Here is a 24,215-nt window from a genome sequence, read left to right as displayed (position 1 = left end):
CCACACCCCGACCAAGGAGACGCATCATGCAACTGAAGCTCAAGCTGCTATCCACGATTCTGGCGATGATCCTGGTGTCCGGCCCTGCCGCCGCCGAGAAGGCCGGCAAGGGCTATCGCTGGGTGCCGGTTTCCGGCACCGGCACCCATTACTTCACCACCGCGATAATCCACTCCCAGGAGCCGACGGCCACCGGCTACATCCAGCGCAGTACCGATATCGTGGAGCTCGAAGGCGATCTCCACGGACGCGTCCTGTACCACCCGGTGTCGGTATTCGACTTCGCTGCCGGGACGCTGGTGAACACCGGGCACCAGGTGTTCTCCGGCACGGTCCGGGGGGCAGAGCCGGTGTTGCTGTTCGACGACGAATTTCGCTTCGAAGTCAATCTCTTCACCGGCGAGACTGTCGGCAGGATTCGGCTCGTGACCCGGCTGGCCGGGGCCAAGACACGGTGTGTGCTCGATGCGTTCGGCATCGGTTCCACCGACGGCGGTGATGCACGAATCGCTTACACGGGCTGGTGCAAGGTCAAGACCAAGCGGCGTTAGCAGGCTCGGTGAGATATGGAGAGGAAGGCCCGCGGATGCGGGCCTTCCTTTGTTGGGCGTACACCCGCTTGCAATCCACCTGGTGTTCGTATATTTAGATACTAATCTAATCATCTAAATGCAGGCCGACTCGTGTCCGATGCCCTGTTCAAGGCCCTGGCTGATCCGACCCGCCGCGAGGTGCTGAAGCGCCTGCAGCGCGGCCCGGCGACCGCCGGGGAGCTAGCCGAGGAATTCCCCCAGGCGAAGGCCACGCTGTCGCATCACTTCAACGTGCTCAAGGCGGCCGGCCTGGTGCGGTCCGAGCGGCGCGGCCAGCACGTCGTCTACTCGCTGAACACCTCGGTGTTCGAAGACCTGGCCCGAATGATGGCCGACCTGTTCAAGCCCGAGAGGAAGAATAAATGAGCAGCCGACCGACCCAGTGGATTTCGTTGATGTTGTGCCTGCTGGCCCTCAGTTTTGGCGCCCTGGCCTACAGCGACCTGCCGGAGCAGGTGGCCACCCATTTCAATCTCGCCGGTGAGCCCGACGACTGGTCGGACCGGCTGACTGCCGTGGTGATGATGCCCGGGGCAATGTTGCTGACCTGGCTGCTCCTCTGGGGACTGCCCAAGATTTCGCCGACGGGCTGGCGGGTGGAGCCGTTCATGCCCATCTGGAACCGGATCCAGGTGGCCATCCTCGCCTTCCTGCTGTTCGTGCACCTGGCGGTGCTCGGCCATGCGCTCGGCTGGTGGGGCGCGGATATGGGGCGTCTTGTGCTGGTCGGCGTCGGCCTGCTGCTGGCGTTCCTCGGCAACTATCTCGGCAAGACCACGCGCAACTTCTTCCTCGGCATCCGCACGCCGTGGACGCTGGCCTCGGACGAGGTCTGGCGCCGAACCCATCGCCTCGGCGGCTGGACCATGGTGATCGCGGGCCTGGCGCTGATCGCCATGGGCCTGTTCCGCGCCAGCGAGTTGCTCCTCGGCCTGGTGATCGCCGGCGCGGCGCTGATCCCGGTGGTCTATTCCTTCTTCGCCTACCGGTCGCTGGAGGGCTTCAATCCCCCGTCGGACGAAGGCTGACGGCGATCAGGTCTTCGACGCCTGGTAGATGCTCTCGATGGACGCATCCAGCATGGCGTTGAACTCCTCGTCGCTCTGCTGGGCTGACAAGCCCTCGGTCAGGGCGCGGGAGAAGCTCGCCACCATGCCGTGCTGGCGGGCGAGGCGCTCATTGGCCTCGTCGCGGGAGTAGCCGCCCGACAGGGCCACGACCTTGAGCACGCGCGGGTGCTCGATGCAGTCGGTATAGAGGTTGTCCTGCTCGGGCAGCGTGAGCTTGAGCATCACCATCTCGCCTTCCGGCAGGGCGTCGAGCTGCTGCATGATCTCGGCCTTGAGCAGATCCTCGGCGGCCGCCTTGTCCGGGCAGTGGATATCGACCTCGGGCTCGATGATGGGCACCAGGCCGGCGGCCACGATCTGGCGGCCGATCTCGAACTGCTGGTCGACGATGGCCTTGATGCCGGTGGGGCTGGCCTGCTTGATGACGGAGCGCATCTTGGTGCCGAAGATGCCCTTGGCCTTGGCCCGGGCCAGCAGGTCGTCCAGGCCGGGCATGGGCTTCATCAGCTGCACGCCGTCAGCCTCGTCCGCCAGCCCCTTGTCCACCTTGAGGATCGGCACGACCTTCTTCTCTTCCCAGAGGTACTCGGCAGTCGGGGTGCCCTTGATCTCGCGGTCCATGGTGGCCTCGAACAGGATGGCGGCCAGGATGCGGTCGCCGTTGAAGGCCGGGCTGGTGATGATCCGGGTCCGCATCTGGTGGATCAGGTCCATCATCTCTTCGTCGTTGCTGTAGGCCGACTCGGGGACGCCGTACAGCCGCAGGGCCTTGGGCGTGCTGCCGCCGCTCTGGTCCAGGGCGGCGATGAAGCCGGTCTGGGTCTGGAACTTGGCTTTCTGCTGGTTGAACGTGCTCATTGCGGGGCCCTCACTGGCGACAGCTGGCGGAAAACGACATTGTCGCCAATTTTGCCGCCCGAGGCGACCGCCGGCCGCCGCGGGGACCCGAGGCGCACGCGGGCGCCGGGCCTCACCGCCAGCGATGCGTGCCGACGCTCATGTAGCCGTGATTGCCGATCGGGACGCCGACGCTGAGCCCGACCCCGACGTTGCCCGTGCAGGCGGTGGTAAGCGAGCCGGCCACCAGCACGGCGACGAGCATGATCCGCCTGAAAGTCTTCTTCATCATTCTCTCCCTAGATCGACGTCTTGCTCAGCACCAGGACCGCACCGCTCGGGTCGGTCACCACGGCGATGGTCCCGTCCCGGAACTCGGGCGACGGCTGCACTATGATCCGGCCGCCGAGCGACTCTGCCTGCCGCGCCGCCACGGCGGGGTCGCTGACACCGAAATGCGTCAGCCAGACCGGCTGCACTTCATCGTTGGGCCGCGCCATGATGCCGGCCCGCGGCGTTCCCTCCTGTAACAACAGTATGTATTCGCCGCCGCGCCGGGTGATCATCCTGGCCTCGAGGCCGGCAATCACGCTGTAGAAGCTTGCGGCTTCGCTGGTCTCGCTTGCCAGCATCTCGTGCCAGACCACGCGCCCGGGTGCGGCCCGGGTGGTCGCGTCGTCCGGGTCGCCGATCCGGCTGGTGGCGAGACCGATGACCGCGCCCTGCGGGTCGATGATGGCGGCCACCCGGCCGAGGGCGACATCTGTTGCCGCCGCGGCCACGCTGGCGCCTTGGCCTACGCCGCGCTGCACTGCTTCGTCGACGTCAGTGACCGAGACATAGGGCAGCCAGCGGGAGACGCTCTGTCCGTCGGCGCGCCGATCGACGGCGAGCAGCCCTGCGACGAAGACATCACCGAGGCGCGCGACGTTGTACTCCGTGCGGCCGGGCCTGTTGATCTCCTCGAACGACCAGCCGAACAGGCCGCCGTAGAAGCGGCGTGCGGCGTCGATGTCTTCGGTAATGAGGTCGTTCCAGATGACCTTGCCGGAGAGCGGCTCATCCGTGAACGACATGCCGTCGAGCGCGGGTTTCCCGGCCGTGGTGCAACTCGCTGTCGTGACAACCATCAGCATCGTCGCCAGTGCCAGTGCGATTCGCATAGTTTCTCCTTCAGCGTTTGCGGTCGGCGAGCGCGCCGTCTGCCAACCGGGGGCAGGCTGTCGCAGTATATCCCCCATTTGCTGCAGCGAATTGTCCGGAATCGGCAGGAACACGGCCGGCTGGCGAGTTCTTGCACGACGCGGCTGAAGGTATTCCGGGAAACGTTACAGAGCATCGCGAGCTCTGACTGCGAAGCCGGGATGTCGGCGGGCAAATGCGCATCCGGACCAGACGCCCAGCGCCGCCCGGCCAGGCGCAGCAGGACGGCCGCGCAGCGCGCCGCGGCATCCCGGATCAGCAGGTCGGCAGATCCCTGCAATGCGACGTCCAGGAAATACACCACGTCGCGCGCGAGATCGACAATCCACTCCGGGTGGCGCCGCAGCAGCGCTTGCAGCTCCCCGCCGGGCACGAGCAGGAGCTCCACGTCGGTGCGCGCCACTGCGGTGGCGCGACGGCTCCGGCCCGCCAGCACCGGCGCGGTGCCAAACCAGTCGCCGGCCCGCAGCATGTGCAGCATCACCGCATCCGGATGGGTGAACCTGCCCTGCATGGTGACTACGCCTGAGCGGACACCGAAAAACTCTCGCCCCGCATCGCCTGCCTGAAGCCGGGATGGGTGTCTGCGAACCAGCCGCGGAGCGGAAAGCCGGCTGAAACACTCGGCGCAGGGATTTTGGTCATGCGGGCTTATCCACGGACGTTGCCGATTGGGCGGAAATTGCCCCATTTGCGCAATGCGTGTCGCTGCGGCGTGCTATTTGAGTTCGGATTCCAAGGTGTATCGACGCCAACGCGATGTCTGGCGCCGGGTCCCATGCCGCATCACGAGGTAGCCACAATGAATCCCCGCAAGCCAAGCATCATCCTTCTCCTGGCCGCCTGTGCGCTCGGGGCAAGCCTCACCGCCAATGCGGCGGACGCCGCGAGTGGCAACCGGGAGTCGGCGCCGCCGGCTTCCTGGCATAACCAGTCGCTGGGCACAGAGACCGTTACGGGACCCAATGGCGCCATCACCACGGCCACGGCGCTCACCGCCAATGAGCGGATGGGCGCGACGGAAAGGACGATCGCCGAGCCGGTCGCCCCGGGTGTGTATGCCCTGCGCGGCTGGGGCATCGCGCACAGCTCGGCCATCGGGGCGGCGAATGGGTGGATCATTGTCGACACTGGCGACTCCACCCAGACCGCCGCGGAAATGCGCGAGACGCTGGAACGGGCGCTCGGCCGGAAGATCAACGTCGCAGCCATCCTGCTCACGGACTGGCACTACGCCGATGGCACCGCCGCGTGGCTGGACGAGGGGACCGAAATCTGGGGCCACGAGCACCTGGACCACAACCGAAGGGCCGCGGGCGGCGTTAGCGTCATGGGGGGCTATCTCAATTCGCGCGCCACTGCGCAGTTCGGCGTGTTCCACCCGGCGACAGGTCCCGACGCGTTTCCGAACGCGCTCAGCTTCACCCCTGACAAGTTCCTGGTCGTGTCGAGCTACCAGCCGCCGACGAAGCTGTTCCCGGACGGGCAGGTCATCGATCTGGTCATTGCCGGTGAGCCCATCCAGGTCGCGCCAATGCGCACCGACACCACGGACAGCGTCGCGTTCTACTTCCCGCAGCGCCGGTTGATGGTGACCAACTTCCTTGTCATCGACACCATCTTCAACATTTACACGCTGCGCGGCGGCGCGTTCCGAAATCCCGAGATCCTCGTCGACGATGCGCTGGGTCGAGTCCAAGAACGCCGAGATACTGCTGGACATCCACAACCGGACGCTGCGGGGAGAAGAGGTGGTGCGGGACGCGCTGGAGCGCTCCGTCGACTCGGTGCAGATCATCCATGACCAGGCGCTGCGCCTGTTCGCGAGCGGCCTGGGCCCCCGCGAGGCGGCAGAGTCGATCTACCTGCCGCGCGACCTGCGTGAGGCACGTGAGGGGTACGGACAGGTGGAGAGTCACGTCCGGCAGGTCTACAACGGGACCGTCGGCTGGTTCGACGGTGAGGTCTACCAGATCAACCCGCTTTCGGTAAAAGAAGAAGCCGAGCGCATGGTGCAGGCGATGGGCGGCCGCGCGGCGGTGCGGGAAATGGCCACGCAGGCGGTGGCCGACGGGGGGCTCGCGAACTGGCGCTGGGGACTCAAGCTCACCTCCCTGCTGCTAACGCTCGATCCTGCCGACCCGGCTGCACGTGCGGCTCACGCGACGGCGGCCCGCGCGCTCGGCCAGCGCACGGACTCGGCCAACGCGCGTGGCTTCTACATCACGGAGGCGCTGCAGATGGAGGGCAAGCTTCTGGTGCAGGGACAGCCGCAGACGATGGCCGGGCTCCGCACCTTTCTCGGCACGCCGCGCGCCGAACGCTTGGTGGTCATCCCGGTCGAGCAGAACCTGCAGTTCGTGCGCTACCTGATCGATCCTCGCAAGGCCGAGGGCCAGCGGCTCGCCTTCACTATCGCAGTGGAAGGCGAACCGCAGATCATGCGGGTCCAGCTGCGTAACAGTGTGCTCGTGATCACCCCGGTCGCCTCGCGCAGCGAGCGCCACGTCGACGTGACGCGGGGCGAGCTGGCGGATTTCGTCCTCGGCAAGGGTGCACCGGCGAAGGGCGGCGAACCGCTCGCCGAGCTGGATCGCGTGCTCGACCGCAGCCGGCTGATGCCGCCGACGATGACCAGGCCGGGGGTGCTCGACGACAAAGGTGCCCGCGAATACAACCACGGCCTGGAGCACTAAGCCGCAGGCTGTCGCCAGCGTGCGCTTCCGGGCGCCGGGGCGCAGAGCTCCGGGGCATGGATTAGGGCCATCAGAGCCAGTAGAATCAGGCGCCACAGCGTCAGCTGCGGGTGTAGTTCAATGGTAGAACAGTAGCTTCCCAAGCTACGAACGTGGGTTCGATTCCCATCACCCGCTCCAGAACAAAGAAGCCCCCGCAATGCGGGGGCTTCGTCGTTCCGGGTGATGGGATGAGAACCCACCGGGTTCGACAAATCGGCAGGAGTGCCGATTTGGACGGCTGAGCGCAGCGAGGCCGCCCGCAGGGCGAGGGCCATGGATGGCCCGAGTCTTTCCCATCACCCGCTCCAGAACAAAGAAGCCCCCGCAATGCGGGGGCTTCGTCGTTCCGGGTGATGGGATGAGAACCCCGGGGGCTTACTGGTCCCCGTAACCCTCCACGGTCAGCTCCGGCTGCTCGATGATCAGCTCGTAGGTGTAGCCCATGCCGAAATCCTTGTCGGACTCGAGGGTGCCGGTGACCAGCACCGTGTCGCCGACGTTGGGCAGCTGGTTGGTCGTGACGGCCAGGTTGTTGGTCCCCTCGGCGCCCGAACCGTCGCGCAGGTGCACCCAGTTGCGGCCCATGATGTCGGCGTTCACCTTCACCACCTTGCCCCGGACGGTGACGGTCTGGCCGGCGAGCTCGGCCTTGCCGGCGTAGAGCTCGGCGATGGTCACGCCGCCCTCGGGCGTCTCGATCCCGGACAGGTCCACGTCGGCCACTTCGGCGGTCGGCATGGGATGCGGCTGCTCTGCGGACATCGGCGCGGCGGATCCCGCCGGGGCGGCAGGCGCCGGCGCGCTGGTTTCCTGGCCGCAGCCGGCGAGGGCGAACAGGCTGCCCAGGGCGATGACGTAAAAATACTTGGTTTGAGGCACGGCGGAATCTCCGGTTCGTGTTTTGGCCGGGTCGGCCTTTCGGACTCGAGCCGGCAAGAATCGAGCGGGCATTATAACGGACAGCGGCATCTTCTTCCCGGTTCCGCCTGGAAGGGCAGCCGGCTCAAAAAAGAGCCGCCCCGGCGGAAGGCCGGGGCGGCGCTTCAGGTAGCGGCAGGCGCCGATCAGAAGCGATCAGGCGCGAGTTCGCCCTCCGGGAACGGCAGCTCCTCGCCGAACAGCGTCAGGTAAGAGATGCGGTAGATGTCGAGGCTGTCGAAGCGCGGCGCCAAGGCCGAGTTCAGCAACCTGGCGTTGAGGCCGGCTGCGCGCGACACGATACCGCCCGCCACGTCGGGGGTGCTGATCCAGGAAATCGCGAAGCGTAGCTCCTGGCCGAACTGGTCGGGCTCGGCCACGAAGGTGGCGCTGCCCCGTCCCTCGATGCCGTCCAGCGGCGCCGGGACGTTCTCGCTGGAGTCCCCGGTCGGGTTGTAGTTCAGCGAGCCGGCGGTCTCCGAGCTGGTCGAGACCACCTGCATGCCGCCCGCGTCGCTGTCCGCCGCCGTGACGATCAGGGTCTTGCGGTTGCGCCGGAGGTAATCGAGCGCCGCCTGGATCACGCCATTGGAGTGGTCCAGCCCGACGAGGGTGCCGATGGCGTTGTTGTTGTTGCCCATGTTGTCGGTCGACTCCACCTCGGTCACGAGGTAGAAGGGCTTGCGGCTGTGACGCGACCAGCGATCCAGCACCTCGATGGCGACTTCGGTCATCTCGGCCGCCGTGGGCGGGTTGTAGCCGAGCGTGCCCGGCTTGCTGCCGTGGGTGATGATGGCTCCCCGCTTGTCGTCCGGGCTGCGTGTGTCGTCAACCAGGTCGAGCGCGAGCAGGACCTCCTCCGGCCGGTCGTTGAAGATGTCGTCGCGCGCGAACAGCCCGAGGACCCGCGGCTTCCACCGGGGATTGGCCTTCAGCGCGACACGGAAGTCATCGAACTCCTGGCGGGTGCGCAGCACGATCCAGCCGGCGTCGATAGCCTCCTGGACCAGGTTGCGGCCGTCCTCGCGGTCCGGGCCGCTGCCGCTGACCTGGTCGATATGCACCGCGCAGTCCGGCGTGATCACGTCGGTGCAGAACGGGGTGCCTTCGGGCAGGAAGAAGCCCTCGCCGCCGCCCATTGCCACCACCAGCGGCCTGTCCTCGTACTCGAAGCCCGGCCGGCCGTCGATCAGCTGGCGGGCGATCTCGTTCGACTCGCCCCGATCGGCGACCTCGGCGAAGAAGGCGCCGGTGCCGGGCTCGGGCAGGTCGCCGTCGTTCACGACCCCGGTGGGGTGGCCCTTGTTGGCGGCCTCGCGCAGGATGCTGCCGGGATAGCCGGACAGGGCGAGGATCTCGCGGCCCGGCTCGCCGCCGTCGCGGCCGAAGGACCCGGGGCCGAGCACCTTGTAGCCGAAGGCGTGCACGGTGGCGCCGCCGTTCGAGGTGCCGGTCAGCCGGTCGGTCATGTGGCCGCGGTACGAGGCCATGTTGGGCAGCTTGTCCCAGGCGCTGACCGCATCCGGGCCTTCCCAGTACATCCGCCCGGCGGCGAAGTGGTTGGGGCCGGTGCCGTCGGGATGGATGAAGATCACGTTGCCCTTCGGGCCGCGTCGCAGCTGTTTCTTGCCGTGGGCCTTGCCATTGCCCGCCGCGGGACCGCTGGCCGCGGGCGGGAAGTTGTCCATCGAGTAGCCCTTGCCGGCAGGCGGCTTCGCCTGGGCCGACATCGCTACCGCCAGCAGGGCGGTGGTGATGGCCGTAAGAGAAAAAATTGTTAATCGCTGATGCCGCATGACTCCGCTCCTTATCCTAGGGCACAGTTGAAGGGTTGAAGCCCGGCTGGTGGCTACCCGCCGGTTCATCCCAGACTCTGCCGGGAACTCGTGAAGCTGACGCGACTGCTTGATGAAACTATTTGGCCGGTGCTGCTGAGGCTTGCTGCAATGGAAAAAAAGGGGCGCCCTGCTGCCAGGGCGCCCCGAGTGACCGGTCGGAACCGATCAGGGGAGGACGATGACGTCGATCCGGTAGATCGCCGTCGTGCCGCTGACCTCGTTGCCGACGGCCAGCAGCGGGACGCCGATGGGGCTGTCGTCGGCCGGGATGAATTCCAGGCCCTCGGGCCCGAGATCGCCGACCAGCGCCAGCTCGGTCTCCGGGTCCTTGCTGAAGTCACGCGAGTTGACGTACTGCACGAAGTCCGGGCTCTGCGGGTTGGTCACGTCATAGACCATGATGCCGCCGATCCGCTCCAGGCCGATGAAGGCGAAAGTGCGGCCCGAGATCTGGCCGAGGACGACGCCTTCAGGCTCGGGGCCCTTGTTGTCGCTGCGGCCCTCGGGGTCGTTCTCGTCGTTGTTGGCGTTGAAGTTCCGCGGGTAACGTTGCGCCGTGATCCGCTCGAACTCGGAACCGCTGTCGTATACCTGCGTGCCGTCGTCCGCCCAGATCGAGAAGGAGCGGCCGCCGAGGGCGTAGAGCCGGTCGAAGTCGCCGTCGTCGTCAATGTCGCCGTCGAAGGTCGTGACCGCCAGCCGGCCCAGGGCATCGTTGGCCTGCAGTTCGGCAGCATTCGGGAACGCGGTCGGGTCGAGCGTGATGCCGCTGATCCGGGAGGTCTCTTCGCCCGGAATGAAGTCGTCGCGGTCGTCGCCCTCGTTCGCGGTGATGTAGTAGGTCCTGCCGTTGAACTCGTAGGCGGCAATGGCGTCCGGCTGGTACATGCCGAAGACCGGCCAGTTGCGAATCCGGATCTGAGGATCGCCGTCCGGGTCACGGTCGCTGGGATCCAGCTCGTTGCCGAGCACCATGTGGTCCTTGAACCCGAGCGGCAGGACGGCAGCGATGACCGGCGCGGCAAGGTCGGAGAAATCGAGCGCAGCCACGGCGTTCGCTTCCTGCAGCGCCACCCAGGCGATGTCGCTGATGGGGGAGATGGCGATGTACTCGGGCTCCAGGTCCTGGGCAACCGTGGCGCCCGGGCCGTAGATCCTTACGCCGGCGGCCCGCAGTTCGTCGATCTGGGCGTTGAAGGACGTGAAGGTGGCCGTGGCCGCGGTCGGATTGGCCACGCCGGCCGTCAGGTCGATCACGCTCACCGAACCCTCGGGGTCGATCGTGTAGCCCTCGTTGGGCTCGCCCTCGTTCGCCACCAGCACGGCGCTGCCATCCGCGGTGAAGGTGAGCATGTCGGGCAGGGCGCCGACCGTCACTTCACTGATCTTGGCCAGGGTCGAGGTGTCGTAGAACACGACCTTGCCGGGATCGGTCTTGACGGCGGCTTCGATGGCCACCGCCGCCACGCCGTCATAGACATCCACGCTGTTGGCGCCGCCGCCCTCGGCGCTGGCGTCGATGGTGTCCAGCAGCACGGGGTTGGACGGGTCGGCGAGGTTGAGCACGTCGACCGCGACGGCGGCGGAATTGATCACGAACAGGCGCTGGGTGGTGGGGTCGTAGGAGACGATTTCGGCAGCGCTCTCGTCGAACAGGCCGGACGAATAGCGACCGACCAGGTTCAGGTCAACCAGCACTTCGGTGGTTCCCGCCGGGCCCTGCGGGCCTGCGGGTCCGGCAGGTCCTGTAGCGCCGGCGGGTCCGGCGGGTCCGGCGGGTCCTGTAGCGCCGGCGGGCCCGGCCGGGCCGGTGGCGCCAGTGGCGCCGGGTGCCCCGTCCGCCCCGTCGTCTCCCTCGCAGCCGGCGAGGCCGGCGCCCAGAATGATCACCGAGGCAGCCACGGCCACCGCTTTCCAATTCCGCATGGGCTCACTCCTGCGAACTGTGACAAGAAACGCAGGAGGATGGCCACGGCAGATTAAGGCAGGATGACCGCGCAATGACAACGCGGCGACGGCCAAAAAAAGAACCCCGGCGGCCTCGCGGCCGCCGGGGTCCGGTGGGTTGCTGTCCGTAAGGCGTCTAGTCGCAGTCGACCCGTTCCAGGACCACGCGGCGGTTCATGGCGCGGCCTTCGGCCGTGTCATTGGTCGCGACGGGCATGGACTCGCCATAGCCGACCACCCTGAACTCCTGGGCCGGCACGCCGTTGGCGACCAGGTAGTCCTTGACTGCCTGGGCACGCCGCTCGGAGAGCTGCTGGTTGTAGGCCTCGGGTCCGACGCTGTCGGTATGGCCGGCGATCACGCCGCGGATGAAGGTCAGGTCGCGGAGCGTCGGAATGATCTCGTCGAGCATGGCCTTGTCAGCCGCAGACAGGGTGGCCGAGCCGAACTCGAAGGCGAGCGACATCGTGAAATCACAGCTGCAGCCATACGAATCGACGCGCGCGCCCATCGGTGTGGTCGGGCAACGATCGATCGAGTCCGGCACGCCATCACCGTCCGAATCTGCGGGCGGCGGGGGCGGCGGCGGAGGCGGCGGCGGTGCCGGGGCAGGCGGCGGGGGCTCGGCGGCACGCGCCACCGGGGCGGCGACCGGTTCCGGGCGACCGAAGCGATAACCCAGGTGGACGCCATAGATGATCGGGTCGATCTCGATGGTGCCGATATCAGCGCCGCCCAGGCTGGCGTCGGAATCGATGTCGATCCAGCGCACCACGCCGTTGACGAAGATGTTCCTGGTGATGCCGATGTCCACGCCCGCCTGGACGGCCGGCCCGAAGGAGCCGCGCAGGTTCAGGCTCCCGGCGTTGCTCGTTTCGTTGGAGAAGATGGTGTAGTTGAGGCCGGCGCCGACATAAGGCCGGATGCGTGCCTCGGGCAGGAAGTGGTACTGCAGGCTGAGCGTCGGCGGCAGGTGCTCGACCACGCCGGAGATGCCCGCGCCTGGCACCGTGAAGCCATGGTTCCAGGTGTCGGAAGCCAGCAGCTCGATGCCCCAGTTGTCGCGGATCATGTAGGTGACGTCGAAGGTGAAGCGGTCGTCGTCGTCGACCTGCAGTATGACGCCGGGACCCAAAACCAGGTTGTCGTCCTTCGGCTGGACGCTGCTGGCGCCGGCGCGCAGCAGCCAGTCGCCCTTCTCGGCCAGCGCGGTGGCTGGAATGGTTAAGCAGAGTGCGGCGGCGACCGCCAGGCCCAGTGCAGTCTTCTTCATCTTGTTTTCCTCAATCAGTCCCTGTGGATGTCCACGTAACAACCACCCGAGGCATTGCTAAAGCTCGAGCGACATGGCCTCCATATAGGACAAATCGGGGCCGACGGCTATAAGTAATTGACCCGATTGCCACACCTTCCGGCCGCCTTGTCCGGGTCGCGCCTCGGCGGACCTGGCCGTGCTGCACCGGGATTCCACGATACCGGCCGCCGCGCGAGACGACGAATAATGGCGCCTGGATCCGAATAACGAGGCCAGGACATGAAGATTGCCGTCGCCAGCCAGAACCGCCGCGAGGTCACCGGTCACGCCGGCCGCTGCCGCCGCTTCTGGATTTTCGACAGCACCGAACCCGAGCTGCATGCCCGCGAGCTCATCGAGCTGCCGAAGGAACAGTGCTTCCACGACCTGGCGCCGGCCATTCCGCCGCCGCTGCAGGAGGTCGACGTGCTGATCGTGGGCGGCATGGGCAACGGGCTGAGCACCCGCCTGGCCCGCCACGGTATCCGCGCGGTGGTGACCGACGAGAAGGACCCGGAGCGGGCGGTGCGGCTATGGCTCGCGGGCGAGCTGCCCGAGGCGGCCGCGGGCGCGGACTGCCACTGCCACCACTGACGCCGGGCCCGACCGGTCCCTATTGCCCGCGCCGAGCCCCCGACTTCTCTGCCTCGTAGGCGGCGAACTGCGCCCGGGTGAAGCGGACGCTCCAGTAGAGCCCGGCCACGCCCAGCACGCCGAAGGGCACGAAGCGCAACCAGTCGGCCTTGCCGAAAGCCACGAAAGCGCCGTACAGCATGCCGGCCGTGAAAATCCAGGCCAGCGCCGCCAGGCCCAGCCCCTCGAAGAGTTCTCTTTGTGCCGCGTTCATCGCTTCGTCCGCAGGAAAATACGGGGCGGCCAGTTTAACCGGCCGCCCCGGCGGGCTTCATCGTGGCTTCACGCAGCTCAAAAGCTGACCGTCACGCCGGCATAGATCGAACGCCCCATGCCCGGTACCGCCGTGCCCCAGGGGATGGCGTTGATCTGCATGGTGGTGCCCTGGCCCAGGTAGGCGCCGCCCGTCGGCAGGAAGTAGAGCTTGTCGAACAGGTTCTCGACGCCGAAATCGACCCGCACCCGCTGCCAGGCGTGGCTGGCCCGCAGGTTGAGCAACCCGTAGCCCGGCGTCCGGATCTCGTTGCGCACGTCGGAGCCCTCGTCCTTGCTGCTCACCATGACCCATTCCAGGGCGTTGTCCCAGCCGCGGTGCTGGTGGATCAAGGTGAGCCGGGCGTTGAGCGGCATGATGTTGAAGAGCTCGTCGCCGGTGTCGCGATTCTCGCCGTCGACGTAGTTGACCAGTCCCCTGAGCTCCCATTCGCCCCAGGCGCCGCTCCCCAGCGCCACCTGCCCCGACAGGTCGATGCCGAACAGGCGGGCCGACTGGTTGGCGTAGCGCAGGACGTTGAACTGCCCGGCCTGGAACGTGGCGGGATCGAGCGGCACGGCGTCGATGTAGTCTTCGACGCGGGCGTAGTGGGGCGTGGCCGTGAACTCCCAGCTCTCGTCGGCTGCACGCCAGGCGAAGCTGGCGGACAGCTTGTAGGCGGTCTCGGGATCCAGGTCGATATCGCCCACGTAGCCGTTGCCGTCGCCCACCGTGTTGTTCATGATCGCGGCCATCGGCCAGGTGGACCAGGTGTAGCGCTCGTAGAGGTTCGGTGAGCGCACCTTGCGCGCCGCGCCGAGTTCGATGTCCAGCGTGTCGCTGGCCTGGTAGCGTGCCAGCGCCGCCAGGTCGACGTTGTAGTCGGTGCGCTCGCGGTCGCGGGCATTGAAGGCCGCCGCATCCTCGATCTGGTTGCCCGGGGCAGGCGGGGCCGTGGCGTAGCCCCGCACGTCGCCGGCGTCGGTATCCACGCGCTCGAGGCGGGCGCCCACCAGGGCCAGCCAGCGGGCATCGATCTGCGTCTCGCGCTCGGCGTACACGCCGATGCGGTCGCGCTCGCCGTCGTTGATATTGAGGAAGGTGCCGGGCCACATGGCGCCGCCGGAGGCGGTCCAGTAGTCATCGAGGCGATAGCGCTGGTACTCGACGCCCGCCCGCACCAGGTCGGCCGGCGAGAGATCGAACTGGGCCTTGAGCGAGGCGCCGGTGGTGTCGGCTTCGCTGTACATCGGCATCCCGGCGGCGCAGCTCATGAAGCCCACGGGATCGCAGGGAGTGCCCGTTTCCGGGGCTGCCGGAGGCTGCGAGAGCGCGCCGTACCAGAACCGCTTGTCCGGGCCGAAGTCCATGAAGTGATCGACCTGCTCGTGGTAGAGCTGGGTCCTGAAGCTGCCGCCCGAGAAGGCCCCGCTCCAGGCCAGGTTGATGCGCGCCTGCTCGTTGTCCAGCAGGTCCATGCGCTGGTTCGGGAAGAGCTGCTCGGGCATGTCCTGGTAGCCCAGCTCGGCGTCGAACAGGTTGCTGCCGCGCTTCAGCGCCAGGCCGAGGGTGTGATTGGCGGTCTCGTAGGCCGTCGAGCCGACTTCGTCCAGCGGCAGCGTGCGGCCGGGGCGGCCGGTGGCGGTATCGGTCTTGAAGTCGCCGCCGGCCGTGTAATTGTCGGCCTGGCTCCAGCTGCCGTCGTAGCGGATGCTGGCCGCCTGCGTGGCATGGCTGGCGGAGGCATTGCCGCCGAAGGCCCCGTTGTTGCTGCGGTAAAACGTGCCCAGTTCGCCGGAGGTCAGGCGGTCTTCGCCGGGCGGCGCGAACTCCGGCCCCAGGGTCTCCACCGAGATGGTGCCGCCGATGCTGTCGCCGCCCACGCTGACCGGCGCAATCCCGGCGAAGACCTTGATCTCGCCGACGTTGCCCGGGTCGACGTAGGACAGCGGCGGGTTCATGTGGTTCGGGCAGGAGGCGACCAGGTCCATGCCGTCGACCTTGATCCGCAGGCGGTCGTCGGCCAGCCCGTGAATCGACGGCAGGCTCGAGACACCGCCGGCCGCGTTCAGGTTCACGCCCGGCACCTCCCGGAGGAGGCTGGCGGTATCGCTGGTCGCGTGCCGCAGCAGGCGCAGGGTCGCGGCGTCCACGCCGAGCGCCCCGGGCCGGCGGTCCTGGAGCGGGTCGCCGGCGACCGTGATCTGGGTGAGCGAGGCGGCTTGCGCCTCGGCCTTGCTCTCGGCCTCTTCGCCCGCGGCCTGCGCGAATGAAGGATATGCCGTGAACGTCAGGGAGATGGCCAGCAGCAGGCGGCCGGCCGGAATCGGGCTACGGGTCATGAAATGGCCTCGTCATACGGAGTGCTGGAGGCAGCGGGTAGTGCTGCCGGTGCAAGGCGCGCCGACCCGGCGCGCGCGGCGCCGGACGGCTGGACGATTCAGCTCAGGCGAGGCGGGGCGGGGCGCGGGCCGGGGGCAGGAGGGGCCGGTCGGGCACCAGCCGCGGCAGGGTCGAGCGCGGGGGTGTCTCGTGCACGGCGAAAGCCGGCGGCGCTGCGGCAGGCAGCACCGGCGGGGCGAGCGTGGTGAGCATGACCGACCAGGGACAGGTCGACGTAGCGGTGTCGTCTCCCGCCCCGAGGATCTCGCCGCTGCCGGGGTCGATCAGCAGCCGCTGCAGGCCGTGCTCGGTGCACAGCTCCACCAGCTCCCCGTTGGCCGGCATGAATCCCTCCGGCACCAGCGCGCGCGCACCCAGCGCCAGGAGCAGCAGGGCGGCGGCGAGACGGGAGCTTCCGGGACGGGGTGGGTGGGCCAACGAAGGGGACCGTGTCAGGCAGAGGCCGGTGCCTGAACTTTAACTGATTCTAATTTGCCGGGCGACGGGCCGGCTTCAGTCACGCAGGATGGCGCGCGCCGCGTTGCGGCCGGGCAGGCCGGTGACGCCGCCGCCCGGATGGGTGCCCGAGCCGCAGAGATACAGCCCGGGCACGGCGCCGCGGTAATCGGCCTGGCCGAGCAGGGGGCGGGCGCTGAACAGCTGGTCGAGCCCGAGCGCGCCGTGGAAGATGTCGCCGCCCAGCAGCCCGTACTCGCGCTCCAGGTCCAGCGGCGACAGGACCCGGCGGCCGAGAATGCTGGCGGCGAAGTTCGGCGCGTGCCGGTCGACGGTCGCGATCGCCAGGTCGGCAAAGGTCTCGCGGTGGGCGTCCCAGCCGCCCCCCTCGGGGTCGTCCAGCTCGGGATTCACGTGCTGGCAGAACAGGCTCGCCACGTGCTGCCCGGCCGGCGCCAGCGAGTCGTCGAGGGCCGAGGAGATCACCAGTTCCACCACCGGCTCGCGCGCCCAGCCGGGGTTGTGTTCCCTCGAGCGGGCGTCCATCCAGGCGCGCTCGAAGTAGCCCAGGGAAGGCCCGACCAGGATGCCGCTGCCATGGTGAGGCTGCAGGCGGGTCCCGGGGGCGGCGCGGAAGTCCGGCAGCTCGGCCAGCGCCACGTTGATACGGAAGGTGCCCGAGCCGCAGCGGTAGCGCGCGAAGCGCGCCAGCAGCTCGGGGTCGAGATCGGCCGGCTCGAACAGCCGGGTGTAGAGCAGCTTCGGGTTGACGCCGGCGACCACGCGCCGGGCGCCCAGCTCGGTGCCGTCCGCCAGGGCCACGCCCGCTGCCCGGCCGTCACGCACCAGCACCTGCGCGACCCGCGCGCCGGTCCGGATCTCGGCCCCCCGCGCCCGCGCTTCGGCCGCGATGGCCTCGCTGATGGCGCCCATGCCGCCGATGGCGTGGCCCCAGGCGCCTCGCCTGCCGTTCACCTCGCCGAAGACGTGGTGCAGCAGCACGTAGGCGCTGCCCGGCGCATAGGGGCTGGCGAAGTTGCCGACGATCGAGTCCCAGCCGAGCACTGCCTTCAGCGGCTCGGCCTCGAACCAGTGGTCCAGCAGCTCCCCGGCGCTGCGGGTGAAGAGCTCGAGCAGGTCGCGGCGGCCGCGCATGTCGAGTCCCTTGAGCTTGCGCGCCACCGACCAGGAGGCCAGCCAGTCCGCCAGCACGAAGCGGTCTGACACGTTCGGCGGGATCTCGGTAGCCAGGGCGCGCAGCACGTCCGCCACCCGTTCGAGCATCGCGTTCCAGGCCGGCAGCCGCTCGGCGTCCCGGCGGGAAAAGCGCGCCACCTCCGGCAGGGTCCACTCGCCGCCGAAGCGGAAGGCGTCGCCTCCGGGCAGCGGCAGGAAATTCGCCATCGGGCGCTCGACGATCCTCAGCCCGTGCTGCGCCAGGCGCAGCTCCCGGATCACGTCGGGGTGGAGCAGGCTCACCGTGTAGCTGCAGCTCGAGTTGCGAAAGCCGGGATGGAATTCCTCGGTCACGGCGGCGCCGCCGACCACGGCCCGGGCTTCGAGCACCGTCACCTGCTGTCCCGCCGCGGCCAGGTAGGCGGCGCAGGCCAGGGCGTTGTGGCCGCCGCCGATTATGAGCGTGTCGCTGGCTGGTCGGTGCATGCCTGGTTCCGGGTCGGGGTGCTACCGTGCCACTCTAGCCGCCCCCGGCCGCGGCACCAACTGCGGTCCCCTGCAGCGCGATATCCTGCGACTGTCGACTAGAATAGCGGCTATGCCCGCCGGCCCCGGGGCCGGCCCAGCGCCCTTGCGAGGTCGTCCCCGATGAAGAAAGCCTTCCTCACCGCCGTGTTGACCGTGGTCCTGGTGGCTTGCGCGACCAGCCCGACCGGCCGTCGCCAGCTGATGCTGGTTTCCCCCGACCAGGCGATCGCGGCGTCCCGCACCGCCTATCTGCAGCAGATGGCGGCCTTCGAGGAGAAGGGCCTGCTCAGCAAGGACGAGGCGCTGATCGAGCGCGTGCAGCTCATCACCGGCCGGCTCGTTGCCCAGGCCGTGCAGCAGTTCCCCAAGACCGCCGACTGGGAATGGAGTGTCGCCGTCATCGACGATCCCGAGACCGTCAACGCCTGGGCGATGGCCGGCGGCCGCATGGCCATCTACACCGGCCTGATCGAGCAGACCCAGGCCACCGACGACGAGATCGCCCAGGTCATGGGCCACGAGATCGCGCATGCTTTGGCCAACCACACGGCCGAGAAGATGTCCGTGGCCATGGCCAGCCAGCTGGGCGTGATCGCAGTAGGCATCAAGACGGAGGACGCGCGCGCCATGGCCGGCGCCGCGGTGGCCGCGACGCTGGCGGTCAACCTGCCCTTCAGCCGCACCGCCGAGACCGAGGCGGATCTCATCGGCATCGAGCTGGCGGCGCGCGCGGGCTACCACCCCGAGGCGGCCGTCACCCTGTGGCGCAAGATGGCGGAGGCCGGCGGCGACGGGCCGCCGCAGTTCCTGAGCACCCACCCCTCGCCGGGCAACCGCCAGGAGAAGCTCGCGGCACTGGTGCCCCGGATGATGCCGCTGTACGAGGCGCCCGGCGAGCGCCCGGTCTACCCGGTCCGCATCGCGAGGTAACGCCGGCACTCCGCCAGGCTGGCGAGGTGGGGGTAGTCCGACTCCGGGATGTCGATCCCGAGCGCCCGGCTCAGCGCGATGGCGAAATTCAGGGTGTCCATCGAGTCGAAGTCGGCCTGGTCGCGGATCGGCGTTTCCGGGTCCAGCTCGTCGAACTCGAGGTCCGGTGCGACGCCCGCCAGCGCGGTGCGCATCACGCGCTCCAGCTCATCAGTCTTCATAGGGTCTCCGGTTCCTGCAGCAAGCCGGTCACCGCCTCGAGGAACAGTGCGCCGCGGCGACCGTCGCTGACGCGGTGGTCGGCCGCCAGCGTGGCGCGCACCAGCCAGCGCGGCTCGATGCGTCCCCCGACCACCCAGGGGCGCTCGACCGGCGTGCCGAAGCCCACGATGGCGACCTGTGGCGGGTAGATGACCGGGTAGACTTCCTCGACGCCCTGTTCCCCGAGGCTGCTGACGGTGATCGTCCCGCCGAGGAGCTCGGAGCCGGTGAGGCGACCTGCCCGGGCGCGGCCGACGAGGTCGCGAAAAGCGTCCATCAGCTCCGGCAGGGAATGCCGGTCGGCGTTCTTCAGCGCCGGCGCCACCAGGCCGCCGCGCCGCAGCGAGATCGCGGTGCCGACGTGCACGCCATCGCCCGCGACGAACTTGCCGTCGCGCCAGAAGCCGTTGAAGTCGGGAAACCGGGCCGCGGCCAGCGCCACGGCGCGCAGCATCAGTACCGCCGGCAGGAGCCGTTCCGCGACCGGGTGCGAGGCGTTCCAGTCGGCGAGCCACTCGTTGGCCGGCGACAGGTCGACCCAGTGGCCCAGGTAGTAGTGCGGAATCTCGCGCTTGGCCCGGCTCATCGCCGCGGCGATGGCGCCGCGGATGTCGACGGGTCGGCCTGGCGCGGCGGGCTTTGCCGGCGCCGGCGCCACGGCCTCTGCCATGCTCTCCCTGGCGCTGCCCGCCCGCCCGACGTCCTCGAGGGTGATGGCGCCGTCGGGGCCGCTGCCCGCCAGGGCTTCGAGGTCGATGCCGAGCGCCTCGGCCTGGCGGCGCGCCGCGGGCGAGGCCCGCACCCGCGCCGTGTCGGGTTCGGCGGTCGCGGTCGCGGGCGCGGGCGCGGGCCCGGGGGTGGGCTCGGCCTCCCCGCACTCCCGCAGGCGCGCGATCGGCTGGCCGACGGGCACGGTCGTGCCGGGCTCGACCAGCAGTTCCTCGACCACCCCGTCGCGGAAGATCTCGACGTCGATCGCACCCTTGGCGGTCTCGACCACTGCGACGACCTGGCCGCGCCTGACGGTGTCGCCGGGGGCGACCTCCCACTGGACCAGGGTCCCTTCATCCATGTCGGCGCCCAGCGAGGGCATCAGGAAATCAGCCACCGGTGAGTCTCCTTGCGGCCGCTACGATCTTGTCCGCGCTGGGCAGCGCGGCCTGCTCCAGGTGGGCGGGATAGGGGATGGGCACTTCTGCCGTGCAGACACGGGCCAGCGGCGCGTCGAGCTCGTAGAAGGCCTGCTCGACGATGCGCGTGACCAGCTCGGCCGCAAGGCTCATGGTCCGCCAGCCCTCGTCGACCATCACCGCGCGGCGCGTCCGGGACACCGAGGCGATGATGGTCGCGTCGTCCAGCGGCCGCAGGCTGCGCAGGTCGATGACCTCGGCCTCGATCCCCTCCTCCGCCAGCGTGGCCGCGGCCGCCAGCGTCTTGGCGAGGCTGCCGCCGTGGGTGACCAGCGTGACGTCCCGGCCCGGCCGCCGGATCGCGGCGCGGTCGAGGTCGACCGCGCCGGCGTCCTCCGCCAGCTCGCCCTCGAGGTTGTACAGCGAGGTGTGTTCGAAGATCACTACCGGGTCCGGGTCCGCCAGGGCAGCGGGCAGCATGCCGCGGGCGTCCTCCAGGGTCGCCGGCGCCACGACCCGGATCCCGGGCACATGGGCGTAGAAAGATTCGAGGCTGTGGGAGTGCTGGGCAGCCAGCTGGCGGCCGGCGCCGGTCGCCATGCGGATCACCAGCGGCACGCTGAACTGCCCGTCCGACATGTGCCGGATAGTGGCCGCGCTGTTCACGATCTGGTCCAGCGCCAGCAGGCTGAAGTTCACCGTCATGATCTCGACGATGGGGCGCATGCCGCCCAGCGCCGCGCCGATGCCGGCGCCGGTGAAGCCGGATTCCGACAGCGGCGTGTCGCGGATCCGCTCCGGCCCGAACTCCTCCAGCAGCCCCTTGCTCACGCCGAAACAGCCGCCGTAGGAACCGACGTCTTCGCCCATCAGGAACACGCGCTCGTCGTCCAGCAGCGCGGCCCGGATCGCCGCACGCACCGCCTCGCGGTAAGTGGTCCGCGCGGCGCTCATGCCTCGCGCTCCGTCATCACGTGACTTGCCAGTTGCTCCACGGGCTCCCAGCTGCCGGCCTCGGCGAAGGCCACCGCAGCCTCGACTTCGGCCTCGATGTCCTGCTCCAGGGCAGCGAAGTCCGCCTCCGTGGCCAGCTCCGCGGCCAGCAGCCGCTGGCGCAGCCCCATGATCGGGCAGCGTTTCTTCCAGGCCTCGATTTCCTCCCGCGGGCGGTACAGCTGGGCGTCGAACATGGAATGAGCCCGGAAGCGGTAGGTATGGCATTCCAGGAAGCGCGGCTTGCCGTCCTCGCGGATCCCTGTCACGGCGGCGCGCGCCGCCGCTGCCACCGCCACCACGTCCATGCCGTCGAGCGCCGTCGACTCGATCCCGTAGCCGCCGGCCCGGGCATGGATGTCGGTCTCCGCTTGGGAGCGGCCCAGGGCCGTGCCCATGGCGTAGAGGTTGTTCTCGCACACGAACAGGACCGGCAGGGTCCACAGCGCGGCGAGATTGAGCGCCTCGTGGAACTCGCCTTCGGCCGCGGCCCCCTCGCCGAAGAAGCAGGCGGTCACGCGCGGCCGGTGCTGCATCTGGTCCGCCAGCGCCAGCCCGACCGCCAGGGGCAGGCCGCCGGCGACGATCGCCTGGCCGCCGTAGAAGCGATGCTCGGCATCGAAGATATGCATCGAGCCGCCCCGGCCGCCGCTCGAGCCCTGCTCGCGCCCGTAGAGCTCGGCCATGACCTCGCCCATGGGCAGGCCGGCTGCCAGCGCGTGGCCGTGCTCACGGTAGGTGGCGACCACGGCGTCGTCCTCGTGCAGCGCCTGCAGCACCCCGACGGCCACCGCCTCCTGGCCGTTGTAGAGATGCAGGAAGCCCCGGATCTTCATGGCCGAGTACAACTCCGCGGCCCGGTCCTCGAAACGGCGGATGCGCTGCATCCCGCGCAGCAGTTGCAGCCCCTCCTCGCGGCCGGGCAGCTCGGTGTCCGCCCTGCTCACTTGCCCTGCTCCAGGGTCGAGGTGTCGCCCTCGGGCAGCCCGAGCTCGCGGGCCCGGAGCAGGCGGCGCATGATCTTGCCGCTGCGGGTCCTGGGCAGCTGGCTGCTGAAGGCAATGCTGCGCGGCGCCAGTGCCGCGCCCAGCCGCTTGCGGGCGAAGCCGATGAGCTGCAGCGCCAGCTCGTCGCCGCCGGCGTGGCCCGGCTTGAGTTCCACATAGGCCTTGACCACCTCGCCGGCCACGGGGTCCGGCAGGCCGATGACGCCGGCCTCGGCGACTGCCGGGTGTTCCAGCAGGACGCTCTCGACTTCGAAGGGGCTGATCAGGTGCCCGGCGGACTTGATCACGTCGTCGGCCCGGCCGACGAACCAGTACCAGCCGTCGCCGTCGCGCTTCGCCATGTCGCCGGACAGGTACCAGCCGTCGGCGAAGGAGCGCCGGTAGCGCGCCTCGTTGCCCAAATAGCCCCGGAACATCGACGGCCAGCCGGGTTGCAGCGCCAGCTCGCCCTCGGTGTCGGGCGTGGTGACCGGCTCGGCCGCGACGGGGTTGCCCTCGTCGTCCCGGCGGACGCGCACGATCGCCGCCTCGATCCCCGGCACCGGCCGGCCCATGGAGCCCGGCCGGACCTCGGCGCCGCGGAAATTGGCGATCATGATGGCGCCGGTCTCCGTCTGCCACCAGGTGTCGTGGAACGGCCGGCCGAAGACCTCCTTGCCCCATACCACGCCTTCGGGATTGAGGGGCTCGCCGACGCTGGCGAGATGGCGCAGGCGGTCGTAGTGATGCGCGGCCGCCAGTTCCTTGCCCTGTTTCATGAGCATGCGGATGGCGGTCGGCGCCGTGTACCAGACGTTGACCCGCTCCTCCGCGAGGATGCGGTACCAGCGCGCCGCGTCGAACTCCTCCTCGTCGATGATCATGGTCACGCCGTTGGCCAGCGGCGCGATCGCGCCATAGGAGATCCCGGTGACCCAGCCGGGGTCGGCCGTGCACCAGTAGACGTCGCCCGGGTGGAGGTCGAGCGCGTAGCGCCCGGTGGCGTAGTGCGCCACGACCGCCTCGTGGGCGTGCATCGCTCCCTTGGGCTTGCCCGTGGTGCCGCTGGTGAAGTGCAGCAGCGCGAGCGCTTCCGGGTCGGTCGGCGGGATCCGCCACGTGTCGGCGGCCGCGCGCATCAGTTCGGGGAAGCTGCGGGTGCCCGGCGGCAGTTCGGCGCCGCTCGCATCGACCAGCAGCACGTGCTCGAGCGCGGGGAGCCGGTTGCGGACCGGCAGGACCTTGCGCCGGTAGAGGGACGTCGTCGTGACCAGGACGCGCCCGCCGCCGATCTCGAGCCGCGCGGCGACGGGCTCCGGGCCGAAGGCGGAGAACAGCGGGGAGTAAACCGCGCCGAACTTCAGGGCGCCGAACAGGGTGACGTAGAGCTCGGGAATCCGGCCGGCCAGCGTGAAGACGCGGTCACCGGCGGCGACGCCGAGCCCGTCGAGCACGTTGGCGAAGCGGCTGGCCTGGCCGGAGAGCGCAGCGTAACTGTAGTTCCGGCGCTCCCACTGGCGGCTGATGAAGCGCATCGCGATCCGGTTGCCGAGGCCGTTGACCACCCAGCGGTCGACGGCCGCATGGGCCATGTTCAGCCCCCCGGCCGGCGGCCGGCCGAGCGCGCGGCGCGTTTCGTCCCAGTCGAAGGTCCCGCAGGCGCGCTCGTAGTCCTCGAGGATGGCGGTTGGCTCTCCCGGGCGACTGCTGTCTGCGGCCAGGGTTTCGTAGCTCATGAGCCGACTCCCGGTGGCGGGAGCAGGTCCCTGCTCCCTTACCATCGAGGTTAGTCCGGCCACGCCGGGAATGCCCTGCGGACAATTACGGACGCCCAAGAAAAAGGCCCCCGGGCTTGCGTCACGAGGGCCTAAACCAAGAGGAGAGTGTCGGGAGCCGGGACCGCTGCGGGAAAGACCGGCCGACAATGCCTCCATGGCGTGCCGGCCGGTGCCACTTCCCTATGGTCTCGACTGCCGGGATTATTTATAGGGCGTCCGGCGACCGGGGATATTGACTCGGGTCAAGTTCCGGGCCTTTTGCGGAAAGTCC

The 24,215-nt window shown here is 69.0% G+C and carries 24 protein-coding genes and 1 tRNA gene; 8 read left to right on the top strand and 17 right to left on the bottom strand.

Annotated features, from left to right (window positions below; translation table 11 throughout):
- The first annotated feature begins 26 nt into the window (after positions 1-26).
- The 3 genes from G6N75_RS07800 (at position 27) to G6N75_RS07790 (ending at position 1,621) form a co-directional block, all read left to right on the top strand.
- A complete protein-coding gene (locus G6N75_RS07800) occupies positions 27-551 on the top strand; it encodes a hypothetical protein (RefSeq protein ID WP_165347789.1) in 525 nt (174 codons plus the stop codon).
- A 132-nt stretch (positions 552-683) separates the two neighbouring features.
- Positions 684-959, top strand: a complete 276-nt coding sequence (locus G6N75_RS07795; protein ID WP_165347788.1) for an autorepressor SdpR family transcription factor — start codon at positions 684-686, stop codon at positions 957-959.
- Positions 956-1,621 carry an SdpI family protein gene (locus G6N75_RS07790; protein WP_165347787.1) on the top strand — a complete coding sequence of 222 codons (666 nt, stop codon included), beginning with the start codon at positions 956-958 and terminating at the stop codon, positions 1,619-1,621. Before G6N75_RS07795 ends, G6N75_RS07790 begins: the two co-directional genes overlap by 4 nt.
- Positions 1,622-1,627: 6 nt before the next feature.
- On the opposite strand, the gene G6N75_RS07785 is transcribed toward G6N75_RS07790, so the two are convergent.
- The 4 genes from G6N75_RS07785 to G6N75_RS07770 form a co-directional block, all read right to left on the bottom strand.
- A complete protein-coding gene (locus tag G6N75_RS07785; RefSeq protein ID WP_165347786.1) occupies positions 1,628-2,521 on the bottom strand; it encodes a fructose bisphosphate aldolase in 894 nt (297 codons plus the stop codon).
- A 112-nt stretch (positions 2,522-2,633) separates the two neighbouring features.
- Complete coding sequence (locus tag G6N75_RS07780; protein WP_165347785.1) at positions 2,634-2,789, bottom strand: hypothetical protein; 156 nt, start codon at positions 2,787-2,789, stop codon at positions 2,634-2,636.
- Between the two features lie 10 nt (positions 2,790-2,799).
- Positions 2,800-3,663, bottom strand: coding sequence for a VOC family protein (locus G6N75_RS07775; RefSeq protein WP_165347784.1), 864 nt, complete (start codon positions 3,661-3,663; stop codon positions 2,800-2,802).
- Positions 3,630-4,394: a Crp/Fnr family transcriptional regulator gene (locus G6N75_RS07770; protein ID WP_165347783.1), complete on the bottom strand. Its 765-nt coding sequence runs from the start codon at positions 4,392-4,394 to the stop codon at positions 3,630-3,632. Before G6N75_RS07770 ends, G6N75_RS07775 begins: the two co-directional genes overlap by 34 nt.
- A 111-nt stretch (positions 4,395-4,505) precedes the next feature.
- On the opposite strand from G6N75_RS07770, the gene G6N75_RS07765 reads away from it, so the two are divergent.
- The 3 genes from G6N75_RS07765 (at position 4,506) to G6N75_RS07755 (ending at position 6,579) form a co-directional block, all read left to right on the top strand.
- A complete protein-coding gene (locus G6N75_RS07765) occupies positions 4,506-5,507 on the top strand; it encodes a hypothetical protein (protein WP_165347782.1) in 1,002 nt (333 codons plus the stop codon).
- A complete protein-coding gene (locus G6N75_RS07760) occupies positions 5,458-6,399 on the top strand; it encodes an alkyl sulfatase dimerization domain-containing protein (protein ID WP_165347781.1) in 942 nt (313 codons plus the stop codon). Before G6N75_RS07765 ends, G6N75_RS07760 begins: the two co-directional genes overlap by 50 nt.
- 106 nt (positions 6,400-6,505) lie before the next feature.
- Positions 6,506-6,579, top strand: a tRNA-Gly gene (locus G6N75_RS07755).
- Positions 6,580-6,816: 237 nt separating this feature from the next.
- Here G6N75_RS07755 and G6N75_RS07750 read toward each other — a convergent pair.
- The 4 genes from G6N75_RS07750 to G6N75_RS07735 form a co-directional block, all read right to left on the bottom strand.
- The gene (locus tag G6N75_RS07750; protein ID WP_165347780.1) at positions 6,817-7,320 is read right to left on the bottom strand and encodes an OB-fold nucleic acid binding domain-containing protein; all 504 of its coding nucleotides are present in this window, start codon (positions 7,318-7,320) and stop codon (positions 6,817-6,819) included.
- A 185-nt stretch (positions 7,321-7,505) separates the two neighbouring features.
- Positions 7,506-9,155, bottom strand: coding sequence for an alkaline phosphatase (locus G6N75_RS07745; protein ID WP_206202998.1), 1,650 nt, complete (start codon positions 9,153-9,155; stop codon positions 7,506-7,508).
- A 207-nt stretch (positions 9,156-9,362) separates the two neighbouring features.
- Complete coding sequence (locus tag G6N75_RS07740; RefSeq protein ID WP_165347779.1) at positions 9,363-11,123, bottom strand: choice-of-anchor I family protein; 1,761 nt, start codon at positions 11,121-11,123, stop codon at positions 9,363-9,365.
- Between the two features lie 157 nt (positions 11,124-11,280).
- A complete protein-coding gene (locus G6N75_RS07735) occupies positions 11,281-12,417 on the bottom strand; it encodes an OmpA family protein (protein WP_165347778.1) in 1,137 nt (378 codons plus the stop codon).
- Between the two features lie 261 nt (positions 12,418-12,678).
- Here G6N75_RS07735 and G6N75_RS07730 point away from each other — a divergent pair, with 261 nt between their 5' ends.
- On the top strand, positions 12,679-13,032 hold the full coding sequence (locus G6N75_RS07730; RefSeq protein WP_165347777.1) for a NifB/NifX family molybdenum-iron cluster-binding protein: 354 nt from the start codon (positions 12,679-12,681) through the stop codon (positions 13,030-13,032).
- Positions 13,033-13,051: 19 nt separating this feature from the next.
- On the opposite strand, the gene G6N75_RS07725 is transcribed toward G6N75_RS07730, so the two are convergent.
- From G6N75_RS07725 to G6N75_RS07710, 4 genes are all read right to left on the bottom strand, one after another.
- Positions 13,052-13,285 carry a hypothetical protein gene (locus G6N75_RS07725; protein WP_165347776.1) on the bottom strand — a complete coding sequence of 78 codons (234 nt, stop codon included), beginning with the start codon at positions 13,283-13,285 and terminating at the stop codon, positions 13,052-13,054.
- A gap of 77 nt (positions 13,286-13,362) precedes the next feature.
- Positions 13,363-15,666: a TonB-dependent receptor gene (locus tag G6N75_RS07720; protein ID WP_165347775.1), complete on the bottom strand. Its 2,304-nt coding sequence runs from the start codon at positions 15,664-15,666 to the stop codon at positions 13,363-13,365.
- Positions 15,667-15,769: 103 nt separating this feature from the next.
- Entirely contained in the window at positions 15,770-16,144 is a 375-nt protein-coding gene (locus G6N75_RS07715; protein ID WP_165347774.1) for a hypothetical protein, read from the bottom strand.
- A gap of 75 nt (positions 16,145-16,219) precedes the next feature.
- Positions 16,220-17,824 (bottom strand): NAD(P)/FAD-dependent oxidoreductase, encoded by a 1,605-nt coding sequence (locus tag G6N75_RS07710; RefSeq protein ID WP_165347773.1) that lies wholly within the window; start codon positions 17,822-17,824, stop codon positions 16,220-16,222.
- Between the two features lie 162 nt (positions 17,825-17,986).
- On the opposite strand from G6N75_RS07710, the gene G6N75_RS07705 reads away from it, so the two are divergent.
- Entirely contained in the window at positions 17,987-18,796 is an 810-nt protein-coding gene (locus tag G6N75_RS07705; RefSeq protein ID WP_165347772.1) for a M48 family metallopeptidase, read from the top strand.
- Here G6N75_RS07705 and G6N75_RS07700 read toward each other — a convergent pair.
- Genes G6N75_RS07700 through acsA form a run of 5 tightly spaced genes read right to left on the bottom strand, consistent with a single transcriptional unit; the run spans position 18,772 to position 23,902 of the window.
- Complete coding sequence (locus G6N75_RS07700) at positions 18,772-19,017, bottom strand: acyl carrier protein (protein ID WP_165347771.1); 246 nt, start codon at positions 19,015-19,017, stop codon at positions 18,772-18,774. The genes G6N75_RS07705 and G6N75_RS07700 overlap by 25 nt on opposite strands.
- Positions 19,014-20,165 (bottom strand): dihydrolipoamide acetyltransferase family protein, encoded by a 1,152-nt coding sequence (locus G6N75_RS07695; protein ID WP_165347770.1) that lies wholly within the window; start codon positions 20,163-20,165, stop codon positions 19,014-19,016. Before G6N75_RS07695 ends, G6N75_RS07700 begins: the two co-directional genes overlap by 4 nt.
- Positions 20,158-21,141 carry an alpha-ketoacid dehydrogenase subunit beta gene (locus tag G6N75_RS07690; RefSeq protein ID WP_165347769.1) on the bottom strand — a complete coding sequence of 328 codons (984 nt, stop codon included), beginning with the start codon at positions 21,139-21,141 and terminating at the stop codon, positions 20,158-20,160. Before G6N75_RS07690 ends, G6N75_RS07695 begins: the two co-directional genes overlap by 8 nt.
- On the bottom strand, positions 21,138-22,127 hold the full coding sequence (pdhA, locus tag G6N75_RS07685; protein ID WP_165347768.1) for a pyruvate dehydrogenase (acetyl-transferring) E1 component subunit alpha: 990 nt from the start codon (positions 22,125-22,127) through the stop codon (positions 21,138-21,140). The genes G6N75_RS07690 and pdhA overlap by 4 nt, the downstream gene beginning before the upstream one ends.
- On the bottom strand, positions 22,124-23,902 hold the full coding sequence (gene acsA, locus G6N75_RS07680) for an acetate--CoA ligase (RefSeq protein ID WP_165347767.1): 1,779 nt from the start codon (positions 23,900-23,902) through the stop codon (positions 22,124-22,126). The genes pdhA and acsA overlap by 4 nt, the downstream gene beginning before the upstream one ends.
- Positions 23,903-24,215 lie beyond the last annotated feature (313 nt).

Source organism: Thioalkalivibrio sp. XN8 (genome assembly GCF_011058255.1).
GTDB lineage: Bacteria > Pseudomonadota > Gammaproteobacteria > Steroidobacterales > XN24 > XN24.
The sequence above is the reverse complement of the archived record's forward strand: the minus strand, read 5'-3'. Positions and strand labels throughout refer to the sequence as shown.